24 protein-coding genes and 1 tRNA gene are annotated in these 24,272 nt (G+C 51.8%); 10 read left to right on the top strand and 15 right to left on the bottom strand.

Annotated elements, in window-relative coordinates:
* Nucleotides 1–222 precede the first annotated feature (222 nt).
* Both MRY16398_RS04745 and MRY16398_RS04740 read right to left on the bottom strand, forming a co-directional pair.
* Nucleotides 223–1,767, bottom strand: coding sequence for a methyl-accepting chemotaxis protein (locus MRY16398_RS04745; protein WP_039077960.1), 1,545 nt, complete (start codon nucleotides 1,765–1,767; stop codon nucleotides 223–225).
* A 422-nt stretch (nucleotides 1,768–2,189) separates the two neighbouring features.
* The gene (locus MRY16398_RS04740) at nucleotides 2,190–2,828 is read right to left on the bottom strand and encodes a TetR/AcrR family transcriptional regulator (protein ID WP_052249207.1); all 639 of its coding nucleotides are present in this window, start codon (nucleotides 2,826–2,828) and stop codon (nucleotides 2,190–2,192) included.
* Between the two features lie 309 nt (nucleotides 2,829–3,137).
* Between MRY16398_RS04740 and MRY16398_RS04735 the strand changes: the two genes are divergently transcribed.
* Entirely contained in the window at nucleotides 3,138–4,355 is a 1,218-nt protein-coding gene (locus MRY16398_RS04735; protein ID WP_125123910.1) for a Tm-1-like ATP-binding domain-containing protein, read from the top strand.
* 16 nt (nucleotides 4,356–4,371) lie between these two features.
* Nucleotides 4,372–5,199 (top strand): phosphoenolpyruvate hydrolase family protein, encoded by an 828-nt coding sequence (locus tag MRY16398_RS04730; protein ID WP_039077962.1) that lies wholly within the window; start codon nucleotides 4,372–4,374, stop codon nucleotides 5,197–5,199.
* A gap of 411 nt (nucleotides 5,200–5,610) precedes the next feature.
* Here MRY16398_RS04730 and MRY16398_RS04725 read toward each other — a convergent pair.
* From MRY16398_RS04725 to MRY16398_RS04715, 3 genes are all read right to left on the bottom strand, one after another.
* Nucleotides 5,611–5,684: transfer RNA gene (locus MRY16398_RS04725), tRNA-Gly, on the bottom strand.
* Nucleotides 5,685–5,776: 92 nt separating this feature from the next.
* Nucleotides 5,777–6,505 (bottom strand): amidase activator ActS, encoded by a 729-nt coding sequence (gene actS, locus MRY16398_RS04720; protein ID WP_125123909.1) that lies wholly within the window; start codon nucleotides 6,503–6,505, stop codon nucleotides 5,777–5,779.
* 65 nt (nucleotides 6,506–6,570) lie between these two features.
* Nucleotides 6,571–7,470 (bottom strand): LysR family transcriptional regulator, encoded by a 900-nt coding sequence (locus tag MRY16398_RS04715; protein ID WP_103245270.1) that lies wholly within the window; start codon nucleotides 7,468–7,470, stop codon nucleotides 6,571–6,573.
* A 218-nt stretch (nucleotides 7,471–7,688) separates the two neighbouring features.
* Between MRY16398_RS04715 and MRY16398_RS04710 the strand changes: the two genes are divergently transcribed.
* From MRY16398_RS04710 to idi, 4 genes are all read left to right on the top strand, one after another.
* The gene (locus tag MRY16398_RS04710) at nucleotides 7,689–9,182 is read left to right on the top strand and encodes a UbiD family decarboxylase (RefSeq protein WP_071196032.1); all 1,494 of its coding nucleotides are present in this window, start codon (nucleotides 7,689–7,691) and stop codon (nucleotides 9,180–9,182) included.
* Between the two features lie 16 nt (nucleotides 9,183–9,198).
* Entirely contained in the window at nucleotides 9,199–9,780 is a 582-nt protein-coding gene (locus tag MRY16398_RS04705) for a UbiX family flavin prenyltransferase (protein WP_071196031.1), read from the top strand.
* Nucleotides 9,781–9,796: 16 nt separating this feature from the next.
* On the top strand, nucleotides 9,797–10,513 hold the full coding sequence (locus MRY16398_RS04700; RefSeq protein WP_071196011.1) for a DUF554 domain-containing protein: 717 nt from the start codon (nucleotides 9,797–9,799) through the stop codon (nucleotides 10,511–10,513).
* Between the two features lie 117 nt (nucleotides 10,514–10,630).
* On the top strand, nucleotides 10,631–11,176 hold the full coding sequence (idi, locus tag MRY16398_RS04695; RefSeq protein ID WP_039077965.1) for an isopentenyl-diphosphate Delta-isomerase: 546 nt from the start codon (nucleotides 10,631–10,633) through the stop codon (nucleotides 11,174–11,176).
* Nucleotides 11,177–11,222: 46 nt separating this feature from the next.
* Here the strand turns inward: idi and lysS are convergent, their stop codons facing one another.
* From lysS to xerD, 5 genes are all read right to left on the bottom strand, one after another.
* Nucleotides 11,223–12,740 (bottom strand): lysine--tRNA ligase, encoded by a 1,518-nt coding sequence (gene lysS / locus MRY16398_RS04690; protein WP_039077966.1) that lies wholly within the window; start codon nucleotides 12,738–12,740, stop codon nucleotides 11,223–11,225.
* Nucleotides 12,741–12,749: 9 nt separating this feature from the next.
* Nucleotides 12,750–13,848, bottom strand: a protein-coding gene (prfB, locus tag MRY16398_RS04685; protein WP_103245268.1) for a peptide chain release factor 2 whose coding sequence is annotated in 2 segments (ribosomal slippage) — nucleotides 12,750–13,772 and nucleotides 13,774–13,848 — 1,098 coding nt in all. Because the reading frame shifts where the segments join, the coding sequence is not laid out codon by codon here.
* 91 nt (nucleotides 13,849–13,939) lie between these two features.
* The gene (recJ, locus tag MRY16398_RS04680; RefSeq protein ID WP_125123908.1) at nucleotides 13,940–15,673 is read right to left on the bottom strand and encodes a single-stranded-DNA-specific exonuclease RecJ; all 1,734 of its coding nucleotides are present in this window, start codon (nucleotides 15,671–15,673) and stop codon (nucleotides 13,940–13,942) included.
* A 5-nt stretch (nucleotides 15,674–15,678) separates the two neighbouring features.
* Nucleotides 15,679–16,392 (bottom strand): bifunctional protein-disulfide isomerase/oxidoreductase DsbC, encoded by a 714-nt coding sequence (gene dsbC / locus MRY16398_RS04675; protein ID WP_039077969.1) that lies wholly within the window; start codon nucleotides 16,390–16,392, stop codon nucleotides 15,679–15,681.
* A gap of 24 nt (nucleotides 16,393–16,416) precedes the next feature.
* Nucleotides 16,417–17,313, bottom strand: coding sequence for a site-specific tyrosine recombinase XerD (gene xerD / locus MRY16398_RS04670; protein ID WP_039077970.1), 897 nt, complete (start codon nucleotides 17,311–17,313; stop codon nucleotides 16,417–16,419).
* Between the two features lie 101 nt (nucleotides 17,314–17,414).
* On the opposite strand from xerD, the gene fldB reads away from it, so the two are divergent.
* Entirely contained in the window at nucleotides 17,415–17,936 is a 522-nt protein-coding gene (gene fldB, locus MRY16398_RS04665; RefSeq protein ID WP_125123907.1) for a flavodoxin FldB, read from the top strand.
* A 2-nt stretch (nucleotides 17,937–17,938) separates the two neighbouring features.
* On the opposite strand, the gene MRY16398_RS04660 is transcribed toward fldB, so the two are convergent.
* Both MRY16398_RS04660 and sdhE read right to left on the bottom strand, forming a co-directional pair.
* A complete protein-coding gene (locus MRY16398_RS04660; protein WP_039077972.1) occupies nucleotides 17,939–18,355 on the bottom strand; it encodes a protein YgfX in 417 nt (138 codons plus the stop codon).
* A complete protein-coding gene (gene sdhE / locus MRY16398_RS04655; protein ID WP_039077973.1) occupies nucleotides 18,336–18,602 on the bottom strand; it encodes an FAD assembly factor SdhE in 267 nt (88 codons plus the stop codon). The genes MRY16398_RS04660 and sdhE overlap by 20 nt, the downstream gene beginning before the upstream one ends.
* A gap of 249 nt (nucleotides 18,603–18,851) precedes the next feature.
* Between sdhE and ygfZ the strand changes: the two genes are divergently transcribed.
* Nucleotides 18,852–19,835, top strand: a complete 984-nt coding sequence (ygfZ, locus tag MRY16398_RS04650; protein ID WP_071196007.1) for a tRNA-modifying protein YgfZ — start codon at nucleotides 18,852–18,854, stop codon at nucleotides 19,833–19,835.
* A 117-nt stretch (nucleotides 19,836–19,952) separates the two neighbouring features.
* On the opposite strand, the gene trhA is transcribed toward ygfZ, so the two are convergent.
* Nucleotides 19,953–20,612, bottom strand: a complete 660-nt coding sequence (trhA, locus tag MRY16398_RS04645) for a PAQR family membrane homeostasis protein TrhA (RefSeq protein ID WP_125123906.1) — start codon at nucleotides 20,610–20,612, stop codon at nucleotides 19,953–19,955.
* A 162-nt stretch (nucleotides 20,613–20,774) separates the two neighbouring features.
* Nucleotides 20,775–21,086 (bottom strand): N(4)-acetylcytidine aminohydrolase, encoded by a 312-nt coding sequence (yqfB, locus tag MRY16398_RS04640; protein WP_039077976.1) that lies wholly within the window; start codon nucleotides 21,084–21,086, stop codon nucleotides 20,775–20,777.
* Nucleotides 21,087–21,138: 52 nt separating this feature from the next.
* Here yqfB and MRY16398_RS04635 point away from each other — a divergent pair, with 52 nt between their 5' ends.
* Together MRY16398_RS04635 and MRY16398_RS04630 are read left to right on the top strand one after the other, a co-directional pair.
* On the top strand, nucleotides 21,139–21,867 hold the full coding sequence (locus MRY16398_RS04635) for a MurR/RpiR family transcriptional regulator (RefSeq protein ID WP_039077977.1): 729 nt from the start codon (nucleotides 21,139–21,141) through the stop codon (nucleotides 21,865–21,867).
* Between the two features lie 123 nt (nucleotides 21,868–21,990).
* A complete protein-coding gene (locus MRY16398_RS04630; RefSeq protein ID WP_079497183.1) occupies nucleotides 21,991–23,424 on the top strand; it encodes a 6-phospho-beta-glucosidase in 1,434 nt (477 codons plus the stop codon).
* A 64-nt stretch (nucleotides 23,425–23,488) separates the two neighbouring features.
* Here MRY16398_RS04630 and MRY16398_RS04625 read toward each other — a convergent pair whose 3' ends face one another.
* Nucleotides 23,489–24,232 (bottom strand): SDR family oxidoreductase, encoded by a 744-nt coding sequence (locus MRY16398_RS04625; RefSeq protein WP_039077979.1) that lies wholly within the window; start codon nucleotides 24,230–24,232, stop codon nucleotides 23,489–23,491.
* Between the last annotated feature and the right edge of the window lie 40 nt (nucleotides 24,233–24,272).

Here is a 24,272-nt window from a genome sequence, read left to right as displayed (position 1 = left end):
TCCGTCTCTGAGTTTCCCTGGGTCTTTAATACTTATCCCGTTAATGCGCTAGCAAATTTTTATAACGTCGCTGTATGAAATGTTTAATGCGGCAACACAATCCTGATCATCACAACAGAACGCTCAGCGGCCCGTTCGTTACGCTAATTTCGACAGATGAGTGCCAGTTTTGATCTTGCGTTTAAAAGCCCCGCCTCACCTGACGGGGCGACTTTGTGGTTATTAGCGGAATACAGAAATGGCTTCCGCGAGGCGTGTCACCTGACTGTTCAACCGATCTGACGCTTCTGCGCCCTCCTGAACACGGTCGGCATTTTGGTGGGTGAGTTTATCGAGCTCTTCTACCGCCAGGCTCATTTGGCTTATTGCCGACGCCTGTTCAGATGTCGCCTGACTGATATGCTCGATCAACTGGGTGACATGTTTAACCTTACCGACAATCTCCTGCATTGCTTTCCCTGCGTCATCGGCCAATTGGCTACCGGAGCGAACCTGCGTCACGCTGGACTCTATCAGCGCTTTGATTTCGCTGGCTGCGCTGGCGCTACGCTGGGCGAGAATACGTACTTCACCGGCCACCACCGCGAAACCTTTTCCCTGCTCCCCCGCGCGGGCGGCTTCCACTGCGGCATTCAGTGCGAGGATGTTGGTCTGGAAGGCGATACTGTCGATGATGCTGGTAATACTGGCGATTTGATCGGAGCTGGAGCCAATGTTGCCCATCATTTCTATCATGCCGCTCATCACTTTGCCGCCCTGCTCCGCCGCTTCACGCGCCCCCTGCGATAAGGCACTGGCTTCTGCGGCGGTAAGGGTATTGCTTTTTACGGTGGCCGCCAGTTCGTTCATTGTCGCGGCTGTTTGCTGCACATTCGCCGCCGCCTGATCCGTCTGGCGACTCAGGCTATCGTTTCCTTTACATAAGGCATCCGCTGCATTCAGCACGCTCACGGCCTGACTACTGACATCGTTGATCAGCCATCGGAACATCAGCCCAAGCTGGCCAATGGCCCGCAGAGTAACGCCGACTTCGTCGATGCGTTTCGGTTGTTCAACCTGCTGCGTTTCCCCCGTTGCCACCTGCAGGGCCTGATGACACAAACGCTCGACGGGGCGCACAATTTGCATTTCCAGCCATGCCATCAACGCCAGAAGCAGGACGGCCATCACCCCGGTAAACATGCCCATTTGTCCAGGCGCTAACTGACATAACATCCCGACGAGAATACTCAATAAAAAGGTCGTCATTAACGCCGATCGAAGCCGCCAGCGTAATGGCATAGTGACAAACAACGAGCGCCAGCGCATAAATCCTTTACGAATGATCAACCCTTTGAAAAGGCGCTTACTGTTTGTCCCGCTCTCACGAAACTGACGATACAGCGTTTCTGCACTGGCGACTTCGTCGGCATCAGGCCTGGTGCGTACCGACATATATCCCTTCACATTCCCTTTGCGGATGATCGGGATTGCGTTGGCGCGAACCCAATAATGATCGCCATTTTTGCAGCGGTTTTTTACCAGTCCGCTCCATGGTTCTCCCTGCTTCAGGGTAAACCACATATCTGCGAATGCGTGCGGCGGCATATCAGGATGACGAACCAGATTATGCGGTTGCCCCTCAAGTTCACTGAGCGAAAAACCAGACACCTCAATAAAGGCATCATTAGCGTAATTAATATAACTCTCAGGATCTGTTGTAGACATTAACGTCGCATCATTATCAAAAATGCGTTCTTGCTGTGTTACAGGGTGATTCTCACGCATAGAATGTATTCCCCATAAAGCTTAAGAGAGTTTAATTTATATTGAAGGCCTGTCGTTATGTTGAAAGAATCGAGATAAACGCAATAAAATTATGCTATTGAAATAAAATAGCCATTGATCTCAGCATAGTTCACAAACAGATTTTATCACCACAAAACGCCACTTCTATAATCTACGACAATTATTTTCATTTAAAAAAACTAAGCTTGCTTATCATTCTTAGCATCAATTAATAGAAGCACCCAGACCTGAAGAAAATAAAATCAAACCTTAATGCAAATTATAATGCTTATTTTAAATTGATATTTTAGAGAGGCTGAATTGCATTTTTATATACGTTTCAATTAACGGTGGGTTATTTTGGTTAAGTAAGGGGGCTATTGCTCCCTTACTTATAAGGCAGGCGGCGAGATAAACCAGTTTTACCCGGCATGATCCTCATGGGAGGATTCGCTATTGGCTTGATTTATAATAGCTTTAGCCATCCATTGCACGTTATCAATGACTTGTTGATTGTCCATGCCCCAGATATCTTTCATCACCAGAAAGACTTCCGAACCGTACAATAACGAAAAGGCGGCAATAACTTTGCGATACATCTCGGGGGAATATTTGTCCTTCACCGGTTCCATTACGCGAGCGAGCGTCGCTTTACGATTACCACGGACCAGCTTTTTTTCCATTTTATCCGGGGAGTGACGCTCAAGCGCCCATTGCTGCAATGAAACAAGCAGCGCAGCGCGCAAGGCACCTTCATGGCGAAACATTTCCGGGAACGCGAAATCAAACAACTCGGCAATACGCTCACCGACTTTATCATCGCTTTTGGGTTTCCATTCCCGAATAGTTTCCAGGCTCGCACCAACGGCAGCGGCAATAAGATCGCTTTGCGTGGGGAAGTAACGGTAAGCCGTCGCCCGTGAAACACCTGCTTCGGTGGCTAGTCTTGAAATGGAGGGGATCTCCCCTTTTTCAAACAAAAATAACGCCTTATTCATTAGCAAATCATACGTTTTCTTGCGTGTTACAGATGGCTCCAAAGCTTCCTCTCCATACATCATGACTTTCCCAACCACACCCGTTGTAACACAAACATAGCAAATCAACACTCGCCCATCCAGGCGGTGCGAAATGCAAAATCATGATCGGCTAAGAAATTAATTACCTTTAAAAACATGTGGTTAATTTTAACACTGAAAATTATTTGAGACAACCGTCTCATTTATGCTAGTTTTTTTGAGACGACCGTCTCAATCACTGCTACATTTTTTGAGACGGCAGTCTCAATCGTTGTCACACCAAATGCATTTCACTCTTCCGAATCTGAAATACTCGTTCGTTACAAAAGTGAGTTTAGTTAAGGAGAACACGTGAGCAAAGACAATGGCTACATATACGTCGTAACAACTCTTGACACGAAAAGCACGGAAGCTTTTTACGTTAAGTCGTTAATAAAAAAAACAGGCGCCGATGCCCTTATCGTTGACCTGACGACAGTGGCTGATAGCTCCGCAAGGGGTGCGGATATTTCAGCAACAACCGTGGCCCGCTTTCACCCTGAGGGAGAAAGTGCTGTCTTTTGTGGTGACAGAGGAAAAGCTATCACCGCAATGTCTCTCGCCTTTGAACTGTTCTTAAAAAGCCGTGAAGATGTGCTTGGGATAATCGGCTTAGGAGGGTCTGGCAATACCGCGTTAATTACGCCAGCCATGCAGGCCCTGCCAATTGGCGTTCCCAAACTGATGGTGTCAACTATGGCATCCGGAGACGTGTCCGGTTATATCGGTGCCAGCGATATCGCCATTACGAACTCCGTCACCGATATTTCAGGCTTAAACCGAATTTCCCGCAAAGTATTAAAAAGCGCAGCTAACCAGATTGCCGGTGCGGTGGTGTTCTATCAGGACGACAGCGAAGCCGTCACGGATAAACCCGCCATTGGTCTGACGATGTTCGGCGTCACCACGCCCTGCGTACAGCAAATCACACAAAAATTAGAAAACGATTATGACTGTCTGGTTTTCCATGCCACCGGTAGCGGGGGTAAGGCAATGGAAAAGCTGGCAGATAGCCACTTATTACACAGCGTACTGGATATCAGCACCACCGAAGTATGCGACTTCTTATTTGGCGGCGTTCTGGCCTGTAGTGATGACCGCTTCGGCGCGATCGCCCGCTCTAAAATCCCGTATATCGGCTCTTGCGGGGCACTTGATATGGTTAATTTTGGGTCCCGATCTTCGGTACCCGAGCACTATCGGGGTCGTCGGCTTTATCAGCACAACCCACAAGTAACATTGATGCGCACAACACCAGAGGAAAACGGCAAGATGGGGACATGGATTGCCGAGCGTTTAAATCGATGTGAGGGAGAAGTCAGATTTGCTATCCCCATGGGCGGTTTTTCTGCCCTGGACAACGTTGGCGGGGATTTCTGGGATCCAGAAGCAGATCGGGCTTTTCTCGATGCGTTTAAGGCAACATTTATCGAAACGCCGCACCGTAAACTGATCGTCAGCCCACACCACATCAATTCTGCCGAATTTAATCAGCTACTTATAAATTTACATAAAGAATTAATCCACTAAAGACGGAATTAAAGCCATGAAACATACGCGTGAAGGATTATTGCAAAAATTTCATCAGATGATTGCCCGGGGGGAACCCATCATCGGCGGCGGAGCGGGCACAGGTTTGTCGGCAAAATGCGAAGAGGCCGGGGGCATCGATCTGATTGTTATCTATAACTCTGGTCGTTATCGCATGGCGGGCCGTGGTTCATTAGCCGGTCTGCTGGCTTACGGCAACGCCAATGAAATTGTTATGGATATGGCAAAAGAAGTGCTGCCGGTCACCAAGAAAACGCCAGTCCTGGCGGGTGTGAACGGTACCGATCCCTTCTGCCAGTTTGATAAGTTTCTGGATGATATTAAAGCGATTGGCTTTGCAGGCGTACAAAACTTCCCAACCGTGGGGCTGATCGACGGTAATTTCCGTGCCAACCTCGAAGAGACCGGAATGGGATACGCTTTAGAAGTGGATATGATTCGTCTGGCGCATGAAAAAGGCCTGTTCACGACGCCTTATGTCTTTAGCCGCGATGATGCCATTGCGATGACCGAAGCTGGTGCAGACATTATTGTGCCGCATATGGGGTTAACCACCGGAGGGAATATCGGCGCGGAAACGGCTCTCACCCTGAAAGACTGCGTGCCATTAATTAATGACTGGGCGAAAGCGGCAAAAGCAGTGCGTCCGGATGTTATCGTCCTTTGTCACGGCGGCCCTATTGCGACACCGGAAGATGCGAAATTCATTTTAGAGAACTGCCCGGAATGTAACGGCTTCTATGGCGCCAGCTCTATGGAGCGCCTGCCGACTGAAATAGCATTAACTGAGACCACAAGGCAATTTAAAGCAATAAGAAACTGATCGGGAGCACGTGTAGCCTGATAATCGATCCACCTTTTACCGGGGTTTGTATATGCACCCCGGTTTTTTATTGCCTGTTATTTCCACGGCCCGACATCACGCTACATTCAACGGACCATGTTTCTCATGCACCGGCGACAGCAGACTTGCCAGAATAAACGCCGGGTAATATCACGTCAGGAAGCGGGGGGTGTAAGTGGCTGAATCTCCTTATTGTTAACCCAGCCGCGAATCGTTTTCCCTGTTCCACTAATAAACTCAATTTGCGTCCAGCCCGCTTGCGACCGCATAGTCAGGTTGCGTATCAAAAGGGAAATAGACGGAGCAGGCAAGATAGCGGAAGACAGTAAAACAGAAAGAGATTCAAGGATTAGCTGCGCTTGAGCAAACTGAAAGTGTAATTGCAACTTATGGAGCGGGTGAAGGGAATCGAACCCTCGTATAGAGCTTGGGAAGCTCTCGTTCTACCATTGAACTACACCCGCCTTATGGTGTGACAGGCATTATAAACCTTAAACACCGACTGGCAAGACGCTAAACGACTAACTGACCATAAATTAATCGCTTAGCGCAAATCTTAACACTTAGGTGGGCTACCCTGTGGCGGCAGATAACGCAGCGGATCAATAGCTGTTGCCTTATAACGGATCTGGAAGTGCAACTGTACTCCGTCTGCATCAGTGCTGCCCATCGTGGCAATTTTTTGCCCAATCTTCACACTCTGCCCGTTATTAACGAGGATAGTGTCGTTGTGCGCATAGGCCGTGATGTACTCGTCGCTGTGCTTAATCATGATCAGGTTGCCATAACCGCGCAATTGGTTCCCGGCATAGACCACCTTCCCTGCTCCGGCGGCGTAAACCGCCTGCCCGCGAGAGCCTGCGATATCAATCCCCTTGTTACCGCCTTCGGATGTGGAATAGGGTCTGATCACCTTGCCAGTGGTCGGCCAGCGCCAGCAGCGCTGCCCAACGGGCGGCCAGGAAGAGAGCGGCACAGCCGATGATGGCACGACTTTAGCCGTTTGGGCGCCGCCTTTTGCAGAGGACGATTTCGACGCGCCATTCAGTTTCAGACGTTGACCGACCTCAATGGTGTACGGCGGGGAAATCCCGTTAAGCCGGGCAAGGTCATTCACGCTGGTGCCGGTCTGGCGCGAAATTTTGTATAGCGTATCCCCACGTTTTACCGTGTAAACATTGCCGCTCTCAGACGATTTGCTGCCAGAACACCCCGCCAGCAATAACGCCACGGCCAGGCAAATGACAATGTGGAATGGGTTTCTTGTCAGGCTTCCTGCACGCAAAACAGATCCTCTGTAAAAATGAATGACCCCTTATTCTAGGCAGGCAACGCCAGGATGCCAACCACTTACCGCTCACTGGCGATAAAGGGGTAGCCGTGAGCAATAATCTCCATGATTTCAGGTAGCCAGTTCGTGGCCGGGATTTTCACCAGCGCCGGGTAAAAGACCTGCGGCGAGGGAAAAACATCCACCACGTGACAGTTTGTCAGCTTCGATGCGTCCACCTCCGAGGAGGGTAGTAACGTTGCCGCCGTCAGCCCGGACTCCAGCCATTCCAGGATGACTCCCGGCTGGGTGATATGCATGATGACCTTCGGGTTACCCCCGGCTTTGCGGAATAAATCAATCAACATTTCATAGGTGCCGGAATCTTTCGCCCGGTGCAACAGCACCAGCGGGAATGTCTCCAGTGCCTGATAATCAAAGGGACTTTGCGGTACCAGCGGCAGACATTTTTTACTGATCACCGCCACCAGCCTGACCGGGTCGAAAGAGACAAAATCGAACCCTTCGCTACGATAAGGACGTTGAATCAGCGCCAGATCGATAGTCCCCTCATTGAGCATCGTCTCTAAATGGCTGGAATCGGTAACAGAGATATTTATTTCAGCCTGCGGATGACGCTTATATAACTCGAGAAGCAGAGGTTTAAAATAGGATTGAAAAAGATGAGTTAAGCCGATTCTTAATTGGAATTTTTCTTTATTAGCAATCGCCACTGTTTCTCGGGCAGTATCTTCTACCTGGCGTAATATCTCACAAGCTTTACGATAAAGAAAATAACCTGCATCAGTGGGTTCAATGCGATTTCCCTGCCGTGTAAACAATGACACATTAAGTTCTTCTTCAAGTTCCTGTATACGTTTACTGAGCGGGGGTTGTGCCATATTCAATACTTTTGCAGCCTGGCTTACGGAGCCTTGTTCCACCACGCGACAAAAATAACGCAATCTTTTCAAATCCATACAATTATACTCCGCAGCATTCAGGCACTCAGTATCACACTTAGCGAACCAAAGGAAAAGCGCGTTAATTATTTCACTTTTGACTTAAATATTTAACATCTGTGTAAAGAGTACTTTTTTGATATGGAGAGAATCAGGAAAACGGTATTTGTTTAAAAAGCATCAGGAAAATAAGGTAGGTGCAGACCTTAATTATCTTTCCTGAGATGGAACAGGCTATGTCAAATAGAGAAAAAAAACCTACCAGCAACGTTCACGATTTACGTTCAGCGCTTGAATTATTAAAAACCTTACCCGGCGAATATGTGGAAACTGATACTGAGGTAGATCCACATGCCGAGCTGTCCGGCGTGTATCGCTACGTTGGTGCGGGCGGTACCTGCCAGCGCCCGACGCGTAAAAACGGCCCGGTTATGGTATTTAACAAAATTAAAGGCTTTCACGATATCAGTGTGGCAATTGGTCTCAATGGTTCACGCAAACGCGTCAGCCACTTTCTCAACTGCCCGCAGGAAAAACTTGGCCACCTGCTGAAAGACTCCGTGCAAAACCCGATTCCGCCGGTACTGAGCCAGGATGATGCCGTCTGCCAGCAGGTTGTACATCTCGCCAGCGACGCTGATTTCGATCTGCGCAAATTATTACCTGCACCAACCAATACCGAAGAGGATGCAGGCCCGTACATCACGATGGGGCTGTGCTATGCCTCCGATCCGGAAACCCGAGAATCCGACATTACCATTCACCGCCTGTGTGTACAGAGCCGTGATGAGTTATCTATGTGGTTGACCCCGGGCCGTCATATCGATGCGTTCCGCATGAAAGCAGAAGCCGCAGGCCAACCACTGCCAATATCTATCAGCATTGGCGTCGACCCGGCCATCGAAATCGCGGCTTGCTTCGAGCCGCCAACAACCCCATTGGGCTATGACGAACTGAGTGTTGCGGGTGCGTTGCGTGGCCATGCAGTGGATATGGTGCAGTGTAAAACCATCAACGAAAAAGCCATCGCCCATGCAGAAATCGTCATTGAAGGCGAACTGCTGCCAAACGTGCGTCTTCGCGAAGACCAGAATACCAATACCGGTAAAGCGATGCCTGAATTCCCGGGCTATACCGGCGAAGCCAAAAACGCCCTGCCGGTTATCAAAGTGAAAGCCGTCACCCATCGCTACAACCCTATCTGGCGCACTACCGTAGGGCCAGGCGAAGAACACGTCAACATGGCGGGCATCCCGACCGAAGCCAGCATCCTGGATATGGTGGGCCGCGCAATGCCGGGCAAATTACTGAATGTGTTTGCGCACTCCGCAGGCGGCGGCAAGCTACTGGCCGTGATGCAATTTAAGAAAGCGGTTGCAGTGGATGAAGGCCGTCAGCGCCAGGCTGCACTGCTCGCGTTCGCTGCGTTCCCTGAGCTGAAACATGTGATTCTGGTGGATGAAGACGTGGACATCTTCGACAGTGACGACGTGCTGTGGGCGATGCAAACCCGCTACCAGGGCGATGTGGATACGATTACTATCCCCGGCGTTCGCTGCCACCCGCTCGATCCGTCACAGATCCCGGAATACAGCCCGAGCATTCTGCAACAGGGCACATCCTGCAAAACGATCTTCGACTGTACTGTACCGTTCCATCTGAAAAGCCACTTTGAACGTTCGAAGTTCAAAGAGGTGGATGTGAAACGTTTTCTGCCAGACTTCGAATAAGGGGATGAAGGTGACCATATCACGACGCATCATTGTCGGCATCAGCGGTGCTTCCGGTTTTCAGTATGGCGTGAAAGCGCTGGAGCTTTTACGTGGGCAGGATCTCGAAGTCCATCTGGTCGTGACAAAAGGGGCGGAAAAAACCTGCGAACTGGAAACGGATTATCAGTTGGATGAGGTAATGGCGCTGGCGGATGTGGTGCATCCGATCGGAAACCTTGGGGCTTCTATTTCCAGCGGGTCGTTTAAGACGCTGGGGATGATAGTCGCCCCATGTTCAATGCGATCCCTGGGCTCCATCGCGCACTGTCTCACCGATAATCTGCTGACCCGAGCGGCCGATGTGGTGCTTAAAGAGCGTCGCCGCCTGGTACTGTTGGCACGCGAAACGCCACTGAATCTGGGCCACATTCGCAATATGCAGGTTGTTACGGAGATGGGCGGGATTATTTTCCCGCCGCTTCCCGCACTCTATCAGCGCCCGCAAACGACCGACGAAATCATCACACATAGTGTCAGCCGCGCGTTGGATCTGTTCGATATCGATGTTAAAAACATCCCGCGCTGGGGCGAAGGAAAATTGCTTTATCGCGCTTAATTTCGCAGGAATTTCTATGTTAATTGGACCTTATGTTAATGGCGCGGCTGTCGTTATCGGCGGCCTGCTCGGTTCCCTTGTTGGCAGCCGTATTCCGGATCGCGTCAAAGTCGCGCTACCGCTGACCTTTGGTTTGTGCTCAATTGGCCTGGGCATCAATCTGGTTATTAAAGTGAAATTTATGCCCGCCGTCGTACTGGCCATGGTATTGGGCGCGGTTATTGGGGAGGTCTTCTTCCTGGAAAAACAAATTGGCAAAGCGGCTGGCACAACGCGCGGTTTGATCAACCGTGTTTTCCCACCGGTACAAGGGCTAACGCATGACGAGTTTACGGAAAAATTCGTCGCCATTCTGGTGCTCTTCTGCGCCAGTGGCACGGGGATCTTTGGAGCGATGCATGAAGGGATGACCGGTGATCCGTCTATTCTGTATATCAAAACAGTACTGGATCTTTTCACCGCTGCGATTTTTGCCACCATGCTCGGTTTTTCGGTAATGACCATTGGCGCTCCACTGATCATTGTGCAGGTCGCACTGGCGACAATTGCCGTTTACATTCTGCATATGATCACCCCCGATATGATGGCGGATTTCTCCTGTGCGGGTGGCCTTATTATGGTGGCAACGGGGTTGCGTATCTGCAATATAAAACCGTTTCCGGTCGCCAATATGCTACCCGGCCTTTTGCTGGTAATGCCCTTTTCCGCCCTCTGGGCCAAACTGTTTGCCTGAGAACGGGTATAATGTTTAACCGTTGGCGCGACGCCACCGGTCCGGCTACGGAGTTGCGCCGTAGTCACACTGGCGTCGCGTCATACGGTTTTATATCGATCCGGAGAAATCATAAGCATGCAAGAACATGTCATTTTACTGGATGAGCACGGCTCACCCATCGGCATGGAAGAAAAGTATACCGCTCATCACCATAACACTCCGCTACATCTCGCCTTCTCTTCCTGGCTTTTCAATTCACGCGGCGAATGTCTGGTGACCCGCCGGGCCATGAGCAAAAAAGCCTGGCCGGGCGTGTGGACCAACTCCGTTTGCGGGCATCCGCAAGAGGGGGAAACGCCTGAGCAGGCAATGGTTCGTCGCTGTCGCTATGAAATAGGGGCGGATATTATCGACATCACGTCTATTGCTCCGGGTTTCCGCTACCGCGAGACCGATCCATCCGGGATTGTCGAAAACGAAATTTGCCCGGTCTTCGCCGCACAAATCATCACTCCATTGAATATCAATGCAGAGGAAGTCATGGCGTATCAGTGGGTAGAACTTGATGCCCTCTGCCATTCGCTGGTGGCAACACCCTGGGCATTTAGTCCGTGGATGGTGCTGGAGGCAGAAAACGCAAACGCGCAACTCAGAGAGTTTGCCGCCAGCGTCAGGCAATAAAAAAGCCCCGTGTTTGCACACCGGGGCTTTTTGACTTCTTAGCGACTTATTTTACCGGACGCATCGCCGGGAACAGGATCACGTCGCGAATGGTGTGGCTGTTGGTAAACAGCATAACCATACGGTCGATACCAATGCCCAGACCCGCAGTCGGCGGCAGACCGTGTTCCAGCGCGGTCACATAGTCTTCGTCATAGAACATCGCTTCGTCATCGCCTGCATCTTTGGCGTTAACCTGATCCTGGAAGCGCTGCGCCTGATCTTCAGCATCGTTCAGCTCGCTAAAGCCGTTACCGATTTCACGACCACCGATAAAGAACTCGAAGCGGTCAGTGATTTCCGGGTTCACGTCATTACGGCGCGCCAGCGGAGACACCTCAGCCGGATATTCGGTGATGAAGGTCGGCTGAATCAGATGTGCTTCGGCCACTTCTTCGAAGATCTCGGTCACGATGCGGCCCAGGCCCCAGCTCTTCTCAACTTTGATGCCAATGCTTTCTGCGATGGCTTTCGCTGAGTCGAAGTTATCCAGATCCGCCATGTTCGTTTCCGGGCGGTATTTCTGAATTGCTTCGCGCATGGTCAGTTTTTCGAACGGCTTGCCGAAATCGAACACTTCATCGCCATAAGGCACTTCAGTTTTACCCAGAATATCCTGCGCCAGGGTGCGGAACAGGGATTCAGTCAGTTCGATCAGATCTTTGTAATCCGCGTACGCCATGTAGAGTTCCATCATGGTGAACTCAGGGTTGTGGCGAACAGAGATACCTTCGTTACGGAAGTTACGGTTGATTTCGAACACGCGATCGAAGCCGCCAACCACCAGACGTTTCAGATACAGTTCCGGCGCAATACGCAGGTACATGTCCAGATCCAGCGCATTGTGGTGGGTGATAAATGGACGTGCAGACGCACCGCCAGGAATCACCTGCATCATCGGGGTTTCCACTTCCATAAAGTCGCGATTCACCATGAACTGGCGAATGCCGGCCATGATTTTGGAACGCACTTTAAATGTGTTGCGGGAATCTTCGTTAGAGATCAGATCCAGATAACGCTGACGATAGCGGGCTTCCTGATCCTGCAGGCCGTGGAATTTGTCCGGCAACGGGCGCAGGGCTTTGGTCAACAGACGCAGCTCAGTACAGTGAATGGACAGCTCGCCAGTCTTGGTTTTGAACAGCTTACCTTTCGCGCCCAGGATATCGCCCAGGTCCCATTTTTTGAACTGCTCGTTGTAAACGCCTTCCGGCAGATCGTCACGGGCAACATAAAGCTGAATACGGCCCCCCACATCCTGCAGGGTGACGAAAGACGCTTTACCCATAATGCGGCGGGTCATCATACGGCCAGCGACAGCAACTTCAATGTTCAGCGCTTCCAGCTCTTCGTTTTCTTTTGCATCGAAGTCAGCGTGCAGAAGGTCTGAAGTGTGGTCACGACGAAAATCGTTCGGGAACGGCACGCCTTGTTCACGCAGCAATGCCAGCTTTTCGCGGCGAGTTTTCAGTTCATTATTAAGATCGACTGCCGCGTCAGCGCCCTGTGCTTGTTGTTCAGACATGTTGGTTCCTCATAACCCTGCTTTCAAACTTGCTTCGATAAATTGATCCAGGCTGCCATCCAGCACCGCCTGCGTGTTACGGGTTTCAACTCCGGTGCGCAGGTCTTTGATGCGAGAATCATCAAGGACATACGAACGGATCTGGCTACCCCAACCGATGTCGGACTTGTTGTCTTCCATCGCCTGTTTCTCAGCGTTCTTCTTCTGCATTTCCAGTTCATAAAGCTTCGCTTTCATCTGCTTCATGGCCTGGTCTTTGTTCTTGTGCTGTGAACGGTCGTTCTGGCACTGAGTTACCGTGTTGGTCGGAATGTGGGTAATACGTACCGCAGATTCCGTACGGTTAACGTGCTGACCACCCGCGCCGGATGCGCGATAAACGTCGATACGCAGATCCGCCGGGTTGATTTCGATATCAATATCGTCATCCACTTCCGGGTACACGAACGCAGAGCTGAATGAGGTGTGGCGACGGCCACCGGAATCGAACGGGCTCTTACGCACCAGGCGGTGCACGCCGGTTTCAGTACGCAGCCAGCCATAGGCGTAATCGCCGGAAATCTTGATGGTAACGGATTTGATACCCGCCACTTCACCTTCGGATTCTTCGATGATTTCGGTCTTAAAGCCGCGCGCTTCTGCCCAGCGCAGATACATACGCTCCAGCATGCTCGCCCAGTCCTGCGCCTCGGTGCCGCCGGAACCAGCCTGAATATCCAGGTAGCAATCGGCGTTGTCGTATTCACCAGAGAACATACGGCGGAATTCAAGCTGTGCCAGCTTCTCTTCCAGCGTATCGAGTTCAGCGACAGCTTCGTTGAAGGTCTCTTCGTCATCGGCTTCGACAGCCAGCTCCAGCAGACCGGAAACATCTTCCAGCCCCTGACTCATTTGGTCGAGCGTTTCAACAATGGCTTCGAGGGAGGAACGTTCTTTACCCAGCGCCTGTGCGCGATCAGGTTCGTTCCAGACATCCGGCTGTTCCAGCTCGGCGTTTACTTCTTCCAGACGCTCTTTCTTGGCGTCATAGTCAAAGATACCCCCTAAGAACGTCGGAGCGCTCCGTGAGGTCCTGAATGCGATTTTTTACCGGGTTAATTTCAAACATGGTCTGATTTCTTTAGATGGACTTGTCAAAATGCGGTCATAAGGGCGGAATTTTACCGGATTTCAGCCCTTATTAGTAGAGAATACTGGCGTTAAATTGGCCACAGGTGATCAATGATTAATTGCACGCTGCGATTGCCGCGAAACTCATTCACATCCAGTTTATAAGCGATATTGACGACGCGCACGCCGTTATCAGGCCAGCAGGTGGTGTCGACATTAAAAGCGATACCGTCGAGCAGCGGGCCGCCGCCGACCGGTTCAACCATCACTTTCAGATGGCGCTCCCCCACCAGCCGTTGTTGCAGAAGACGAAATTCGCCATCAAACAGCGGTTCCGGGAACATCTGCCCCCAGGGGCCGGCATCGCGCAACATTTCGGCTGTATCGAGGGTCATTTCATCAGGTTTTAACAGGCCATCAGAAACGATTTCACCTTGCAACAGTGCCGGATCCAGCCACTCGGTGACCAGCTCGCCAAAGTAGCGCTGGAACTCCTCGAAGCGAGCCTCCTCAAGCGACAGCCCCGCCGCCATGGCATGGCCGCCGAATTTGAGCATCAGCCCTGGGTAGAGTGTATCCAGACGCTCCAGCGCATCGCGCATGTGAAGGCCCTGGATTGAGCGTCCTGAGCCTTTTAAAGTGCCATCCCCGGCAGGCGCAAACGCGATAACCGGGCGGTGGAAACGCTCTTTAATACGCGACGCCAGAATCCCCACTACCCCCTGGTGCCATTCGGGATGATACATAGCAAGACCACCCGGCAGGGTATCGCGGCTACGTTCCAGCTTCTCGCACAGCGTCAACGCCTCTGCCTGCATGCCCTGCTCAATCTCTTTGCGCGTCTGGTTTAGCGCATCAAGTTCGCTGGCCAGCACCCGAGCTTCGCCAAGGTTGTCACTGAGCAATAGCGCCACGCCAACGGACATATCGTCCAGACGACCTGCGGCATTCAGACGTGGGCCAAGCGCAAAACCTAAATCGCTGGCCGCCAGTTTTTGTGCGTCGCGGTTGGCGACTTCCAGGAGCGCTTTGATGCCAGGACGGCACTTTCCGGCACGAATGCGGCTTAAGCCCTGCCAGGTCAGAATGCGGTTGTTGGCATCCAGCGGCACGACATCGGCAACGGTACCTAAGGCCACTAAATCAAGCAGTTCCGCCAGATTAGGGATAGCCAGCCCGCGCTCATCAAACCAGCCTTTGTCGCGTAAAAAAGTTCGCAGTGCCAGCATCAGATAGAAGGCCACACCCACCCCCGCCAGTGACTTCGACGGAAAATCGCATTCGCGCAGGTTCGGGTTGATGATGGCTTCGGCATTGGGCACTGTTTCGCCGGGAAGATGGTGGTCGGTGACCACCACCGGAATGCCGAGCGCATGTGCCCGTTCAACCCCGGCATGTGACGAAATACCGTTATCCACGGTCAGGATCAGTTGCGCGCCGCGTGCGTGTGCCTGATCCACCACTTCCGGACTTAACCCGTAGCCGTCTTCAAAACGGTTCGGCACCAGGTAGGCGATATTAGTGCCGCCCAGCGCACGTAAGGCCAGCACACTCAGTGCGGTACTGGTTGCGCCGTCGGCATCAAAATCACCGACAACCACAATACGCAACCCCTCGCGCAAGGCGTTATAGAGGATCTCTACCGCTTTATCGATGCCATGCAGCCGCTGCCAGGGCAGCATGCCTTTCACCCCGCGCTCCAGATCCGCCGCGCTACAAACACCGCGGCTGGCATAAAGGCGACGCAGAAGTGGGGGAAGATCGGCAGGTAAATCCGCCGCGTCGTTTGCCTCGCGGCGGCGAAGTCGAATTTCGGCTTTCACGTGAATTACTTACCGCCAGTCTGTTTTTGATGTTCGTCGAGGAAGGCTTTCATCTCTTTCGGCCCCTGATATCCCGGCACAAGGTAGCCATCGTTTAACACAACGGCTGGCGTACCGTTCACGCCAAACTGCACGCCGAGCGCATAGTGATCGGCGATATCAAGATCGCAACTGGCTGGCTTAACACCCTTACCGCTCATCGCATCATCTAAGGCTTTGTTGCGGTCTTTCGCACACCAGATAGCTTTCATATCCTGCTCGGCCTGACTCTGCAGCCCCTGACGCGGGAAAGCCAGATAACGCACGGTGATACCCAGCGCGTTGTAGTCTGCCATCTCTTCATGCAGTTTGTGGCAGTAACCGCAGGTGATGTCCGTGAAGACGGTGATCACATGCTTTTCCTGCGGCGCTTTATAGACAATCATCTCTTTTTCCAGTGCGTTGAGATGCGCTGTCAACAACTGGTTGGTGACATTCACCGGCTGGGCGCCGCTGACGTCGTACATCGGCCCCTGAATGATGTGTTTGCCGTCATCGGTGACATACAGCACGCCGCTATTGGTCAGCACGGTTTTCATTCCGGCAACTGGCGCAGGCTGAATATCGGAACTCTGTACACCCAATTTTGCCAGCGATTGCTTGATAGCGGCATCGTCCGCATGCGCGGTACTGGTCAGCGCCGCCGCCAGCAGGGTGAACATGATAAAACCTTTTTTCATAACGTATCCTTTAAAAAACAACGATCACGCCCGCGGGTGATGTTGCTGATGAAGCTGTCGCAGCCGCTCCGTCGCGACATGCGTATAAATCTGGGTCGTAGAGAGATCGCTGTGGCCAAGCAACATCTGGACCACACGTAAGTCTGCACCGTGATTCAGTAAATGGGTAGCAAACGCATGACGCAAAACGTGCGGCGAGAGTTTTTCGCTGTCGATACCCGCCAGTTGCGCATAATGTTTGATGCGATGCCAGAATGTTTGCCGTGTCATCTGCTGAGCACGCTGGCTCGGAAACAGCACATCGATTGAGACGCCATTCAACAGCCAGGGACGCCCATGTTCCAGATAGTTTTCTACCCAGTACACCGCCTCTTCCCCCAGCGGAACCAGGCGCTCTTTATTTCCTTTACCGATGACGCGCACAACCCCCTGGCGCAAGCTGATGTCGCTCATCGTCAGCCCTACCAGTTCCGAGACGCGAAGCCCGGTAGCATAAAGCACTTCCAACATCGCTTTATCGCGTAACTCCAGCGGCTGGTCAATGGCTGGCGACGCTAATAACCGCTCAACCTGCGCTTCACTGAGATCTTTCGGAAGACGTTGTGGCAGTTTTGGCGAAGCAAGTAATGCGCTGGGATCGTCCTGACGAAACTTCTCCCGGTACAGATGCTGGAAGAAACGGCGCATCGCGCTGAGCAAACGTGCTGAGCTGGTTGCCTTGTAGCCGCCGTCCATCCTTTGCGCCAGCAGGTTTTGTAAATCATCCGCCTGTGCGCTTTCCAGCGACAGCCCCTGATGATGTAGCCATTCCACAAGCCCCTGCAAATCACGACGATACGCACTGAGGGTATTTTCCGCCAGGTTTCGCTCCAGCCAGAGGGCATCAAGAAATTGTTCGATACGTGCGAAATCTTGTTCCACCTGTGCTCCTCCTTGCTTCGAATCGTTGCATTATGCCTGATTGCGGTGTGATTCTGGTACACTGCTCGCAAAGACACATCCGGAATTGAGACGTTTACGTTATGAACATCGGCCTGTTTTATGGTTCCAGTACCTGCTACACCGAAATGGCGGCAGAAAAAATCCGCGATATCATTGGCCCGGAACTGGTGACGTTACACAACCTGAAAGACGACGCCCCCGTATTAATGGAGCAGTACGATGCTCTGATTCTTGGCATTCCCACCTGGGACTTTGGTGAATTGCAGGAAGACTGGGAAGCCATCTGGGAGCAGCTCGACACACTCAATCTCGACGGAAAAATCGTCGCACTGTACGGTATGGGCGACCAACTCGGCTACGGCGAGTGGTTCCTCGACGCGCTCGGAATGCTGCACGATAAGCTGGCTCCGCGTGGAGTAAAATTCATTGGTTACTGGCCAACAGAAGGCTACGAATTCACCAGCACCAAACCGATCATTGCCGATGGACAGTTGTTTGTGGGTCTGGCGCTGGACGAAACCAATCAATATGACCTGAGCGATGAACGTATCCAGAACTGGTGCGAACAGATTCTGGTAGAAATAGCCGGACAGTTCGCCTGAGCTTAGTGCTGACGCTGCGCCGATTGTTGCGAAATCAGTCGGCGCAAATCACGCCACTCTTGCGCATCCATGCTATCTGCGGCCAGCCACAGATGCTGTCGGCGACCATCTTTTTCCCGACGCAAACGCAGAATCATGCCAATATTCAGCATCCATGGTGTTCCGACGATTTCCCACTCCACGCCTTGCCAGCGCAAACGTGCATCCATCAACAGTTTGATCTCTCCCTGACAGGCATTAATGCGGCGCTGACTCCGTACGCTGTCGAACACCACCAGTGACAAAAGCAGTAACCAAAGCGGCGTATAACTCAATGGCCAGGGTAACAGCAACACGAAAGCCGCCATCAAGCCATGGAGTAAAAGTGAGAGCCACTGTGAGCGCCATGAGACGCGTATATCAGATTGCCACAGGACCACGTTCCCGATTCCGTGTCTGAATTAACTGGATCATTCGCTGCAACGCCTCGTCCTGAGGTTTGCCGTGATTCATCAGCCAGTTAAATAAATCAGGGTCATCGCTCTGCAGAAGACGCACAAACACACGTTTGTCATCATCACTCAGCGAATCATATTCATGTTCAAAGAAAGGCATGATGGAAATATCCAGCTCACGCATTCCGCGCCGACATGCCCAATGAATACGGGCTTTGTTGTTAATATCCATGTTCTGAAACCTGCATAGCCACGATGGGTTGCCATTGTAACGTGTTTTTAATCATCCATCGGCGGAATATTTATGTTTACGAGGTGACTTCCAGAATAAATCCCATGCATTGCAACCATTACAGCCATTTTGCGTGCTTTTTCCCATACTCTTTATAAGGCACAAATCGCCTGTTTTTATCGCTTGCATTGGGCAACGGCTCTTTTACCATTAAGTGAAAATATGCATCAGGCTAATCAGGACAATACTATGGCTTTTACTCCGTTTCCTCCGCGCCAGCCGACCGCATCAGCGCGACTGCCGCTGACGCTTATGACTCTCGATGACTGGTCACTGGCGACTATCAAGGGCGCAGACAGTGAGAAATACCTGCAAGGCCAGGTTACAGCCGATGTGGCGAAACTGACTGACGATCAACATTTGCTGGCTGCGCACTGCGATGCAAAAGGCAAAATGTGGAGCAACCTGCGTCTGTTCCGCACCGCTGAAGGTTTTAGCTGGATTTTACGCCGCAGCGTCGCGGAGTCTCAGCTTAAAGAATTGAAAAAGTACGCCGTGTTCTCCAAAGTCACTATCGAAGCAGACAACGAACATGTCCTGCTGGGTGTCGCGGGGTTCCAGGCTCGCGCCGCGCTGGCCAATCTGTTTTCGGCCCTGCCGGATGCAGACAAACAGCTTGTTCATGAGGGTGAAACCACCCTTCTCTGGTTTGCCCATCCGGCAGAACGTTTTTTATTGGTGACCGACGTCGCCACCGCAGAAAAAGTAACAGAAGCCCTGCGTGGCGAAGCCCAACTTAACAACAGCCAGCAGTGGCTGGCGCTCAATATCGAAGCGGGCCTTCCGGTCATTGACACCGTTAACAGCGCGCAATTTATTCCCCAGGCCACAAATATTCAGGCACTGGGCGGTATCAGCTTCAAGAAAGGGTGTTACACCGGCCAGGAGATGGTTGCCCGCGCGAAATTCCGTGGCGCGAATAAACGCGCACTGTGGTATCTGGCGGGGAAAGCCAGCCGGGTGCCGGAAGCCGGTGAAGATCTGGAACTGAAAATGGGTGAAAACTGGCGTCGTACCGGTACAGTGCTGGCTGCCGCGCAACTGGATGACGGCAAACTGCTGGTGCAGGTTGTGATGAACAACGATATGGAGCCAGACAGCGTGTTTCGCGTGCGTGATGATGCGAACACTCTGGCTATCGAGCCGCTGCCTTATTCGCTGGAAGAAGAGTAACGGACAGGAGCGCCTGCTGCGCTCCCCCCTGTTTGATGTCCAGGCTGCCAAACACCAGCATCCGTAGCCCCGGCAAGCGCCACGCCGCCGGGGAATTTTCGGCTATCGATTCAGCTTTTAAGCCTGTCCGACATACAGATAAATCGCCAGGAAGTGACATATGCTGCCGCCCAGCACGAAGCCGTGCCAGATAGCATGGTTATAGGGAATGCGCTTACAAACGTAAAATATCACGCCCAGCGAGTAAACCACCCCACCCGCGGCCAGTAACGTCACCCCGCCAATCGACAGTTTGGTCGCCAGTTGGTAAACCACAATCAGCGACAGCCAACCCATGGTGAGGTAGGTCACCAGCGACAGCACTTTGAAACGGTGGGCAATGGTCAACTTGAACAGGATCCCCAGCAGTGCCAGGCCCCAGATAACAACCATCAATCCCCGTGCCAGCGGCGAATCCAGTCCCACCAGCAGAAAAGGCGTATAGGTTCCGGCAATCAACAGATAGATTGCGCAGTGGTCGAATTTCTTAAGCCACACTTTTGCCCGCTGATGCGGTATAGCGTGATAAAGCGTGGAGGCGAGAAACAGCAGAATCATGCTGCCGCCATAGAGACTGTAGCTGGTGATCGCCAGCGTGCCGGCATTACTGTCAACGGCCTGCACCAGCAGAAGCACCAGTCCAACAATACCAAACACCAGCCCGATGCCATGGCTGATGCTGTTGGCTATTTCCTCAGCCAGCGTATATCCCTGTGCGATTAATGGTCTATCCGCCATAGTTAACTCCGGGAGAACTCAAAATAAAACGTCGCGCCTATAGAGTAACTGAGAATGATTCCAGTGCACACCTGTTCGCTTAAATAAATCATGATATTTATATGAACAGATAAATATCAATTAGTTATATAAGAATTTAGACTAACAGGCGTTACTGTTTTTCTAAAGAACCTTGAAATCAATCACATAAAACTGGTTCTGTCCGGGGTAGATATCGGCAATGACATTTTTGAGCTCAGGCAGGGACATGTTCTCCTGCTGCGCATGTTCTTCTGTCAGGTTGTCAAGGGTGGTCGTTGAGGTACCAATCACCTTGATGGTGCAAAAATAGCCGTCATCCTCATAACGTCCCACGCGCAAGATATCCCCGACGCGAAAGTGCGATTCACTTTGATCGCGGATAGTAATTGTTTTGCGGCCTGCCAGAATGTCGTCCTGAAAGCGCTGAAAAAAAGTGATGTCGTTCGGCTGCATGTTATTATTCCCTGATGATAAATCTGATAAGTGAGTCGTTGACACAGTGAGTATGTTCTCCCACGCCGCTATCGCCAGTCTCAACAATCTTGAGATGATGGTCTACAACTATGTCGTCAAAAATCGTGACAAAGTGATGTACATGACCATCCGCGAACTGGCCGACGGCGCTGGAGTCTCAACCACCACGGTGCTGCGTTTCTGCCGCAAACTGCAATGTGAAGGTTATTCAGAATTTCGCGTCCGCTTTAAATTATATTTAGAGCAAAACGAGCCCCAGCAGGCTAATTTTGGCGCCAGCGAAATTATCAGCTTTTTTAAAAGTGTGAATAACGACGAATTCGACACGTTATTAGATAAAGCGGTCGACATTATTTTATCGTCGGAGCGTATTATTTTTGTTGGTGCAGGCACATCCGGTGCTCTGGCAAAATATGGCGCACGCTTCTTTTCGAATGTCGGAAAATTCAGTAATCATATCGATGACCCTTATTTTCCGGTCACAAATGACATGGCCAGAAATGCACTGGCTATCGTGTTGTCTGTCTCCGGGGAAACCGAGGAGATCCTGCGTTTCGCCAGCCAGTTCAGCCTCCATCACTGCAAAGTCCTGACCATCACCAGCCATGAGCATTCGCGCCTGGCAAAACTGGCGGATTTCAATCTTTCCTGGCATGTCCCGCAAACACGCATTGCGGGTGTTTATGATATTACGACGCAAATTCCGGTGATCTATATTCTGGAATCACTTGGCCGAAAACTGGCGAAGAAAATAGCATAAAAAAAACATATTGTTTTATTGGTGTAACAAATCACCTTAAGGGTAATTTGTTATATCGTGACATTTTTATTCCCTTTGCTAGACTCGAGCGCAGATTTTATTACCAGGGCGAGAGTAGCAACGATGAAAAAATTGACCTTACCGAAAGACTTTTTATGGGGCGGCGCCGTTGCCGCACATCAGGTTGAAGGTGGCTGGAATCAGGGCGGAAAAGGCCCAAGCATTTGTGACGTGCTCACCGGTGGCGCGCACGGCGTTCCACGCGAAATCACCCGGCAGGTCATCGAAGGAAAATACTACCCGAACCATGAAGCGGTCGATTTTTACGGCCACTATAAAGAAGACATCAAACTCTTCGCCGAAATGGGCTTCAAATGCTTCCGTACCTCTATCGCCTGGACACGCATCTTCCCGAAAGGCGACGAATTGCAGCCTAACGAAGAAGGCCTGAAATTCTATGATGATATGTTTGATGAACTGCTCAAATATAACATCGAACCGGTAATTACCCTGTCTCACTTCGAAATGCCGCTGCACCTGGTGCAGGAGTACGGCGGCTGGACTAACCGTAAGGTCGTGGATTTCTTTGTCCGCTTCGCCGAAGTGGTGTTTGAGCGCTACAAAGCGAAGGTTAAATACTGGATGACCTTCAACGAAATCAACAACCAGCGTAACTGGCGCGCGCCACTGTTCGGCTACTGCTGCTCCGGGGTGGTCTATACCGACCATGAAAATCCGGAAGAGACCATGTATCAGGTCTTGCACCATCAGTTCGTGGCCAGCGCGCTGGCGGTGAAAATAGGTCACCGCATCAATCCGGAAATGAAAATCGGCTGCATGCTGGCTATGGTGCCGCTGTATCCGTTCTCCTGTAAGCCAGAAGATGTGATGTTTGCACAGGAATCCATGCGTGAGCGCTATGTCTTTACTGATGTTCAGTTGCGTGGTTACTACCCGTCTTACGTGTTGAACGAATGGGAACGTCGTGGTTTCAACATCACAATGGAAGCGGGCGACGAGCAGGCTCTGCGTGAAGGGACCTGTGATTACCTCGGCTTTAGCTACTACATGACCAATGCGGTAAAAGCCGAAGGCGGCACTGGTGATGCCATTTCCGGCTTCCAGGGCAGCGTACCGAACCCGCATGTAAAAGCATCCGACTGGGGCTGGCAGATTGACCCGGTAGGTCTGCGTTATGCGCTGTGCGAACTGTATGAGCGTTATCAGAAGCCGCTGTTTATTGTTGAAAATGGCTTTGGCGCGTACGATAAAGTAGAAGAAGATGGCAGTATTATCGACGATTATCGTATCGATTATCTGCGTGCTCACGTTAAAGAGATGGTTGAGGCGGTCACATATGATGGTGTTGACCTGATGGGTTACACACCGTGGGGCTGTATCGACTGCGTCTCTTTCACCACCGGCCAGTACAGCAAACGCTACGGCTTTATCTACGTGAACAAGCATGATGACGGCACCGGCGACATGTCCCGTTCCCGTAAGAAGAGTTTTAGCTGGTATAAAGAAGTGATCGCTAGCAACGGCGAGAATATCTAACCGGTATACTGTTCATCCTGCCCTTCTCCCATCGGGGAGAAGGGCCGGGCAGAGAGGGAGTCGCTTACTTACCCCCCGCCAGTTCGATAAAGCTTCCCGTCACGTAGGATGCCTTATCGCTCAACAGCCAGACTATCGCCTGCGCCACCTCTTCCGGCTGGCCGCCACGCTGCATCGGCAGCATCGACTTCACCCGATCGACCCGCCCGGGTTCACCACCAGAGGCATGCATTTCCGTATAGATAAAGCCTGGTCGAACGCTGTTAACCCGAATACCCTGCGCCGCGACTTCCACCGACAAGCCCGTGGTAAGCGTATCCATCGCCCCTTTTGACGCGGCATAATCAACATACTCGCCGGGCGAACCCAGACGCGCCCCGGCCGAAGAGACATTCACTATCGCACCGCCTTTTCCGCCGTGCGGCAGCGCCATACGTTTAATGGCCTCCCGACAGCAGAGAAAGGTGCCCGTCACGTTAGTCCGCAGAACCTGGTTGATGCGCTCCGCCGTCATCGCTTCCACGCGGCTTTGGGTAAACAGGATCCCGGCGTTATTCACCAGCGCGGTCAGCGGTTCATCCGCCTCATCAATGCGCGCGAACATCGCGGTGACCTGCTCTTCTTCGCCAATATCCGCCTGAACCGCGAACGCTTTTCCGCCCGCCGCGATAATGGTTTCAACCACTGACTGCGCGGCCTGCGCATTGTGCTGATAATTGACCGCGACCGTGTACCCTTCTGCGCCCAGCAGCATCGCTGTCGCCTTTCCTATTCCCCGGCTACCGCCAGTGACCAGTGCAATTGCCAATCTATATTCCTCCTGATAAAAAAGGCCGGGTAACGCGAAC

This window comes from Phytobacter sp. MRY16-398 (genome assembly GCF_003925915.1).
Taxonomy (GTDB): Bacteria; Pseudomonadota; Gammaproteobacteria; order Enterobacterales; family Enterobacteriaceae; genus Phytobacter; species Phytobacter diazotrophicus.
This window is presented reverse-complemented; position numbering and strand designations above follow the sequence as displayed.

Excerpts from the sequence above, each read along its gene's own strand:
- MRY16398_RS04745 (WP_039077960.1), bottom strand. The coding sequence starts at position 1,767 with ATGCGTGAGAATCACCCTGTAACACAGCAAGAACGCATTTTTGATAAT.
- MRY16398_RS04740 (WP_052249207.1), bottom strand. The coding sequence starts at position 2,828 with ATGATGTATGGAGAGGAAGCTTTGGAGCCATCTGTAACACGCAAGAAA.
- MRY16398_RS04730 (WP_039077962.1), top strand. The coding sequence starts at position 4,372 with ATGAAACATACGCGTGAAGGATTATTGCAAAAATTTCATCAGATGATT.
- MRY16398_RS04715 (WP_103245270.1), bottom strand. The coding sequence starts at position 7,470 with ATGGATTTGAAAAGATTGCGTTATTTTTGTCGCGTGGTGGAACAAGGC.
- MRY16398_RS04710 (WP_071196032.1), top strand. The coding sequence starts at position 7,689 with ATGTCAAATAGAGAAAAAAAACCTACCAGCAACGTTCACGATTTACGT.
- MRY16398_RS04700 (WP_071196011.1), top strand. The coding sequence starts at position 9,797 with ATGTTAATTGGACCTTATGTTAATGGCGCGGCTGTCGTTATCGGCGGC.
- idi (WP_039077965.1), top strand. The coding sequence starts at position 10,631 with ATGCAAGAACATGTCATTTTACTGGATGAGCACGGCTCACCCATCGGC.
- lysS (WP_039077966.1), bottom strand. The coding sequence starts at position 12,740 with ATGTCTGAACAACAAGCACAGGGCGCTGACGCGGCAGTCGATCTTAAT.
- dsbC (WP_039077969.1), bottom strand. The coding sequence starts at position 16,392 with ATGAAAAAAGGTTTTATCATGTTCACCCTGCTGGCGGCGGCGCTGACC.
- fldB (WP_125123907.1), top strand. The coding sequence starts at position 17,415 with ATGAACATCGGCCTGTTTTATGGTTCCAGTACCTGCTACACCGAAATG.
- sdhE (WP_039077973.1), bottom strand. The coding sequence starts at position 18,602 with ATGGATATTAACAACAAAGCCCGTATTCATTGGGCATGTCGGCGCGGA.
- ygfZ (WP_071196007.1), top strand. The coding sequence starts at position 18,852 with ATGGCTTTTACTCCGTTTCCTCCGCGCCAGCCGACCGCATCAGCGCGA.
- trhA (WP_125123906.1), bottom strand. The coding sequence starts at position 20,612 with ATGGCGGATAGACCATTAATCGCACAGGGATATACGCTGGCTGAGGAA.
- yqfB (WP_039077976.1), bottom strand. The coding sequence starts at position 21,086 with ATGCAGCCGAACGACATCACTTTTTTTCAGCGCTTTCAGGACGACATT.
- MRY16398_RS04635 (WP_039077977.1), top strand. The coding sequence starts at position 21,139 with ATGTTCTCCCACGCCGCTATCGCCAGTCTCAACAATCTTGAGATGATG.
- MRY16398_RS04630 (WP_079497183.1), top strand. The coding sequence starts at position 21,991 with ATGAAAAAATTGACCTTACCGAAAGACTTTTTATGGGGCGGCGCCGTT.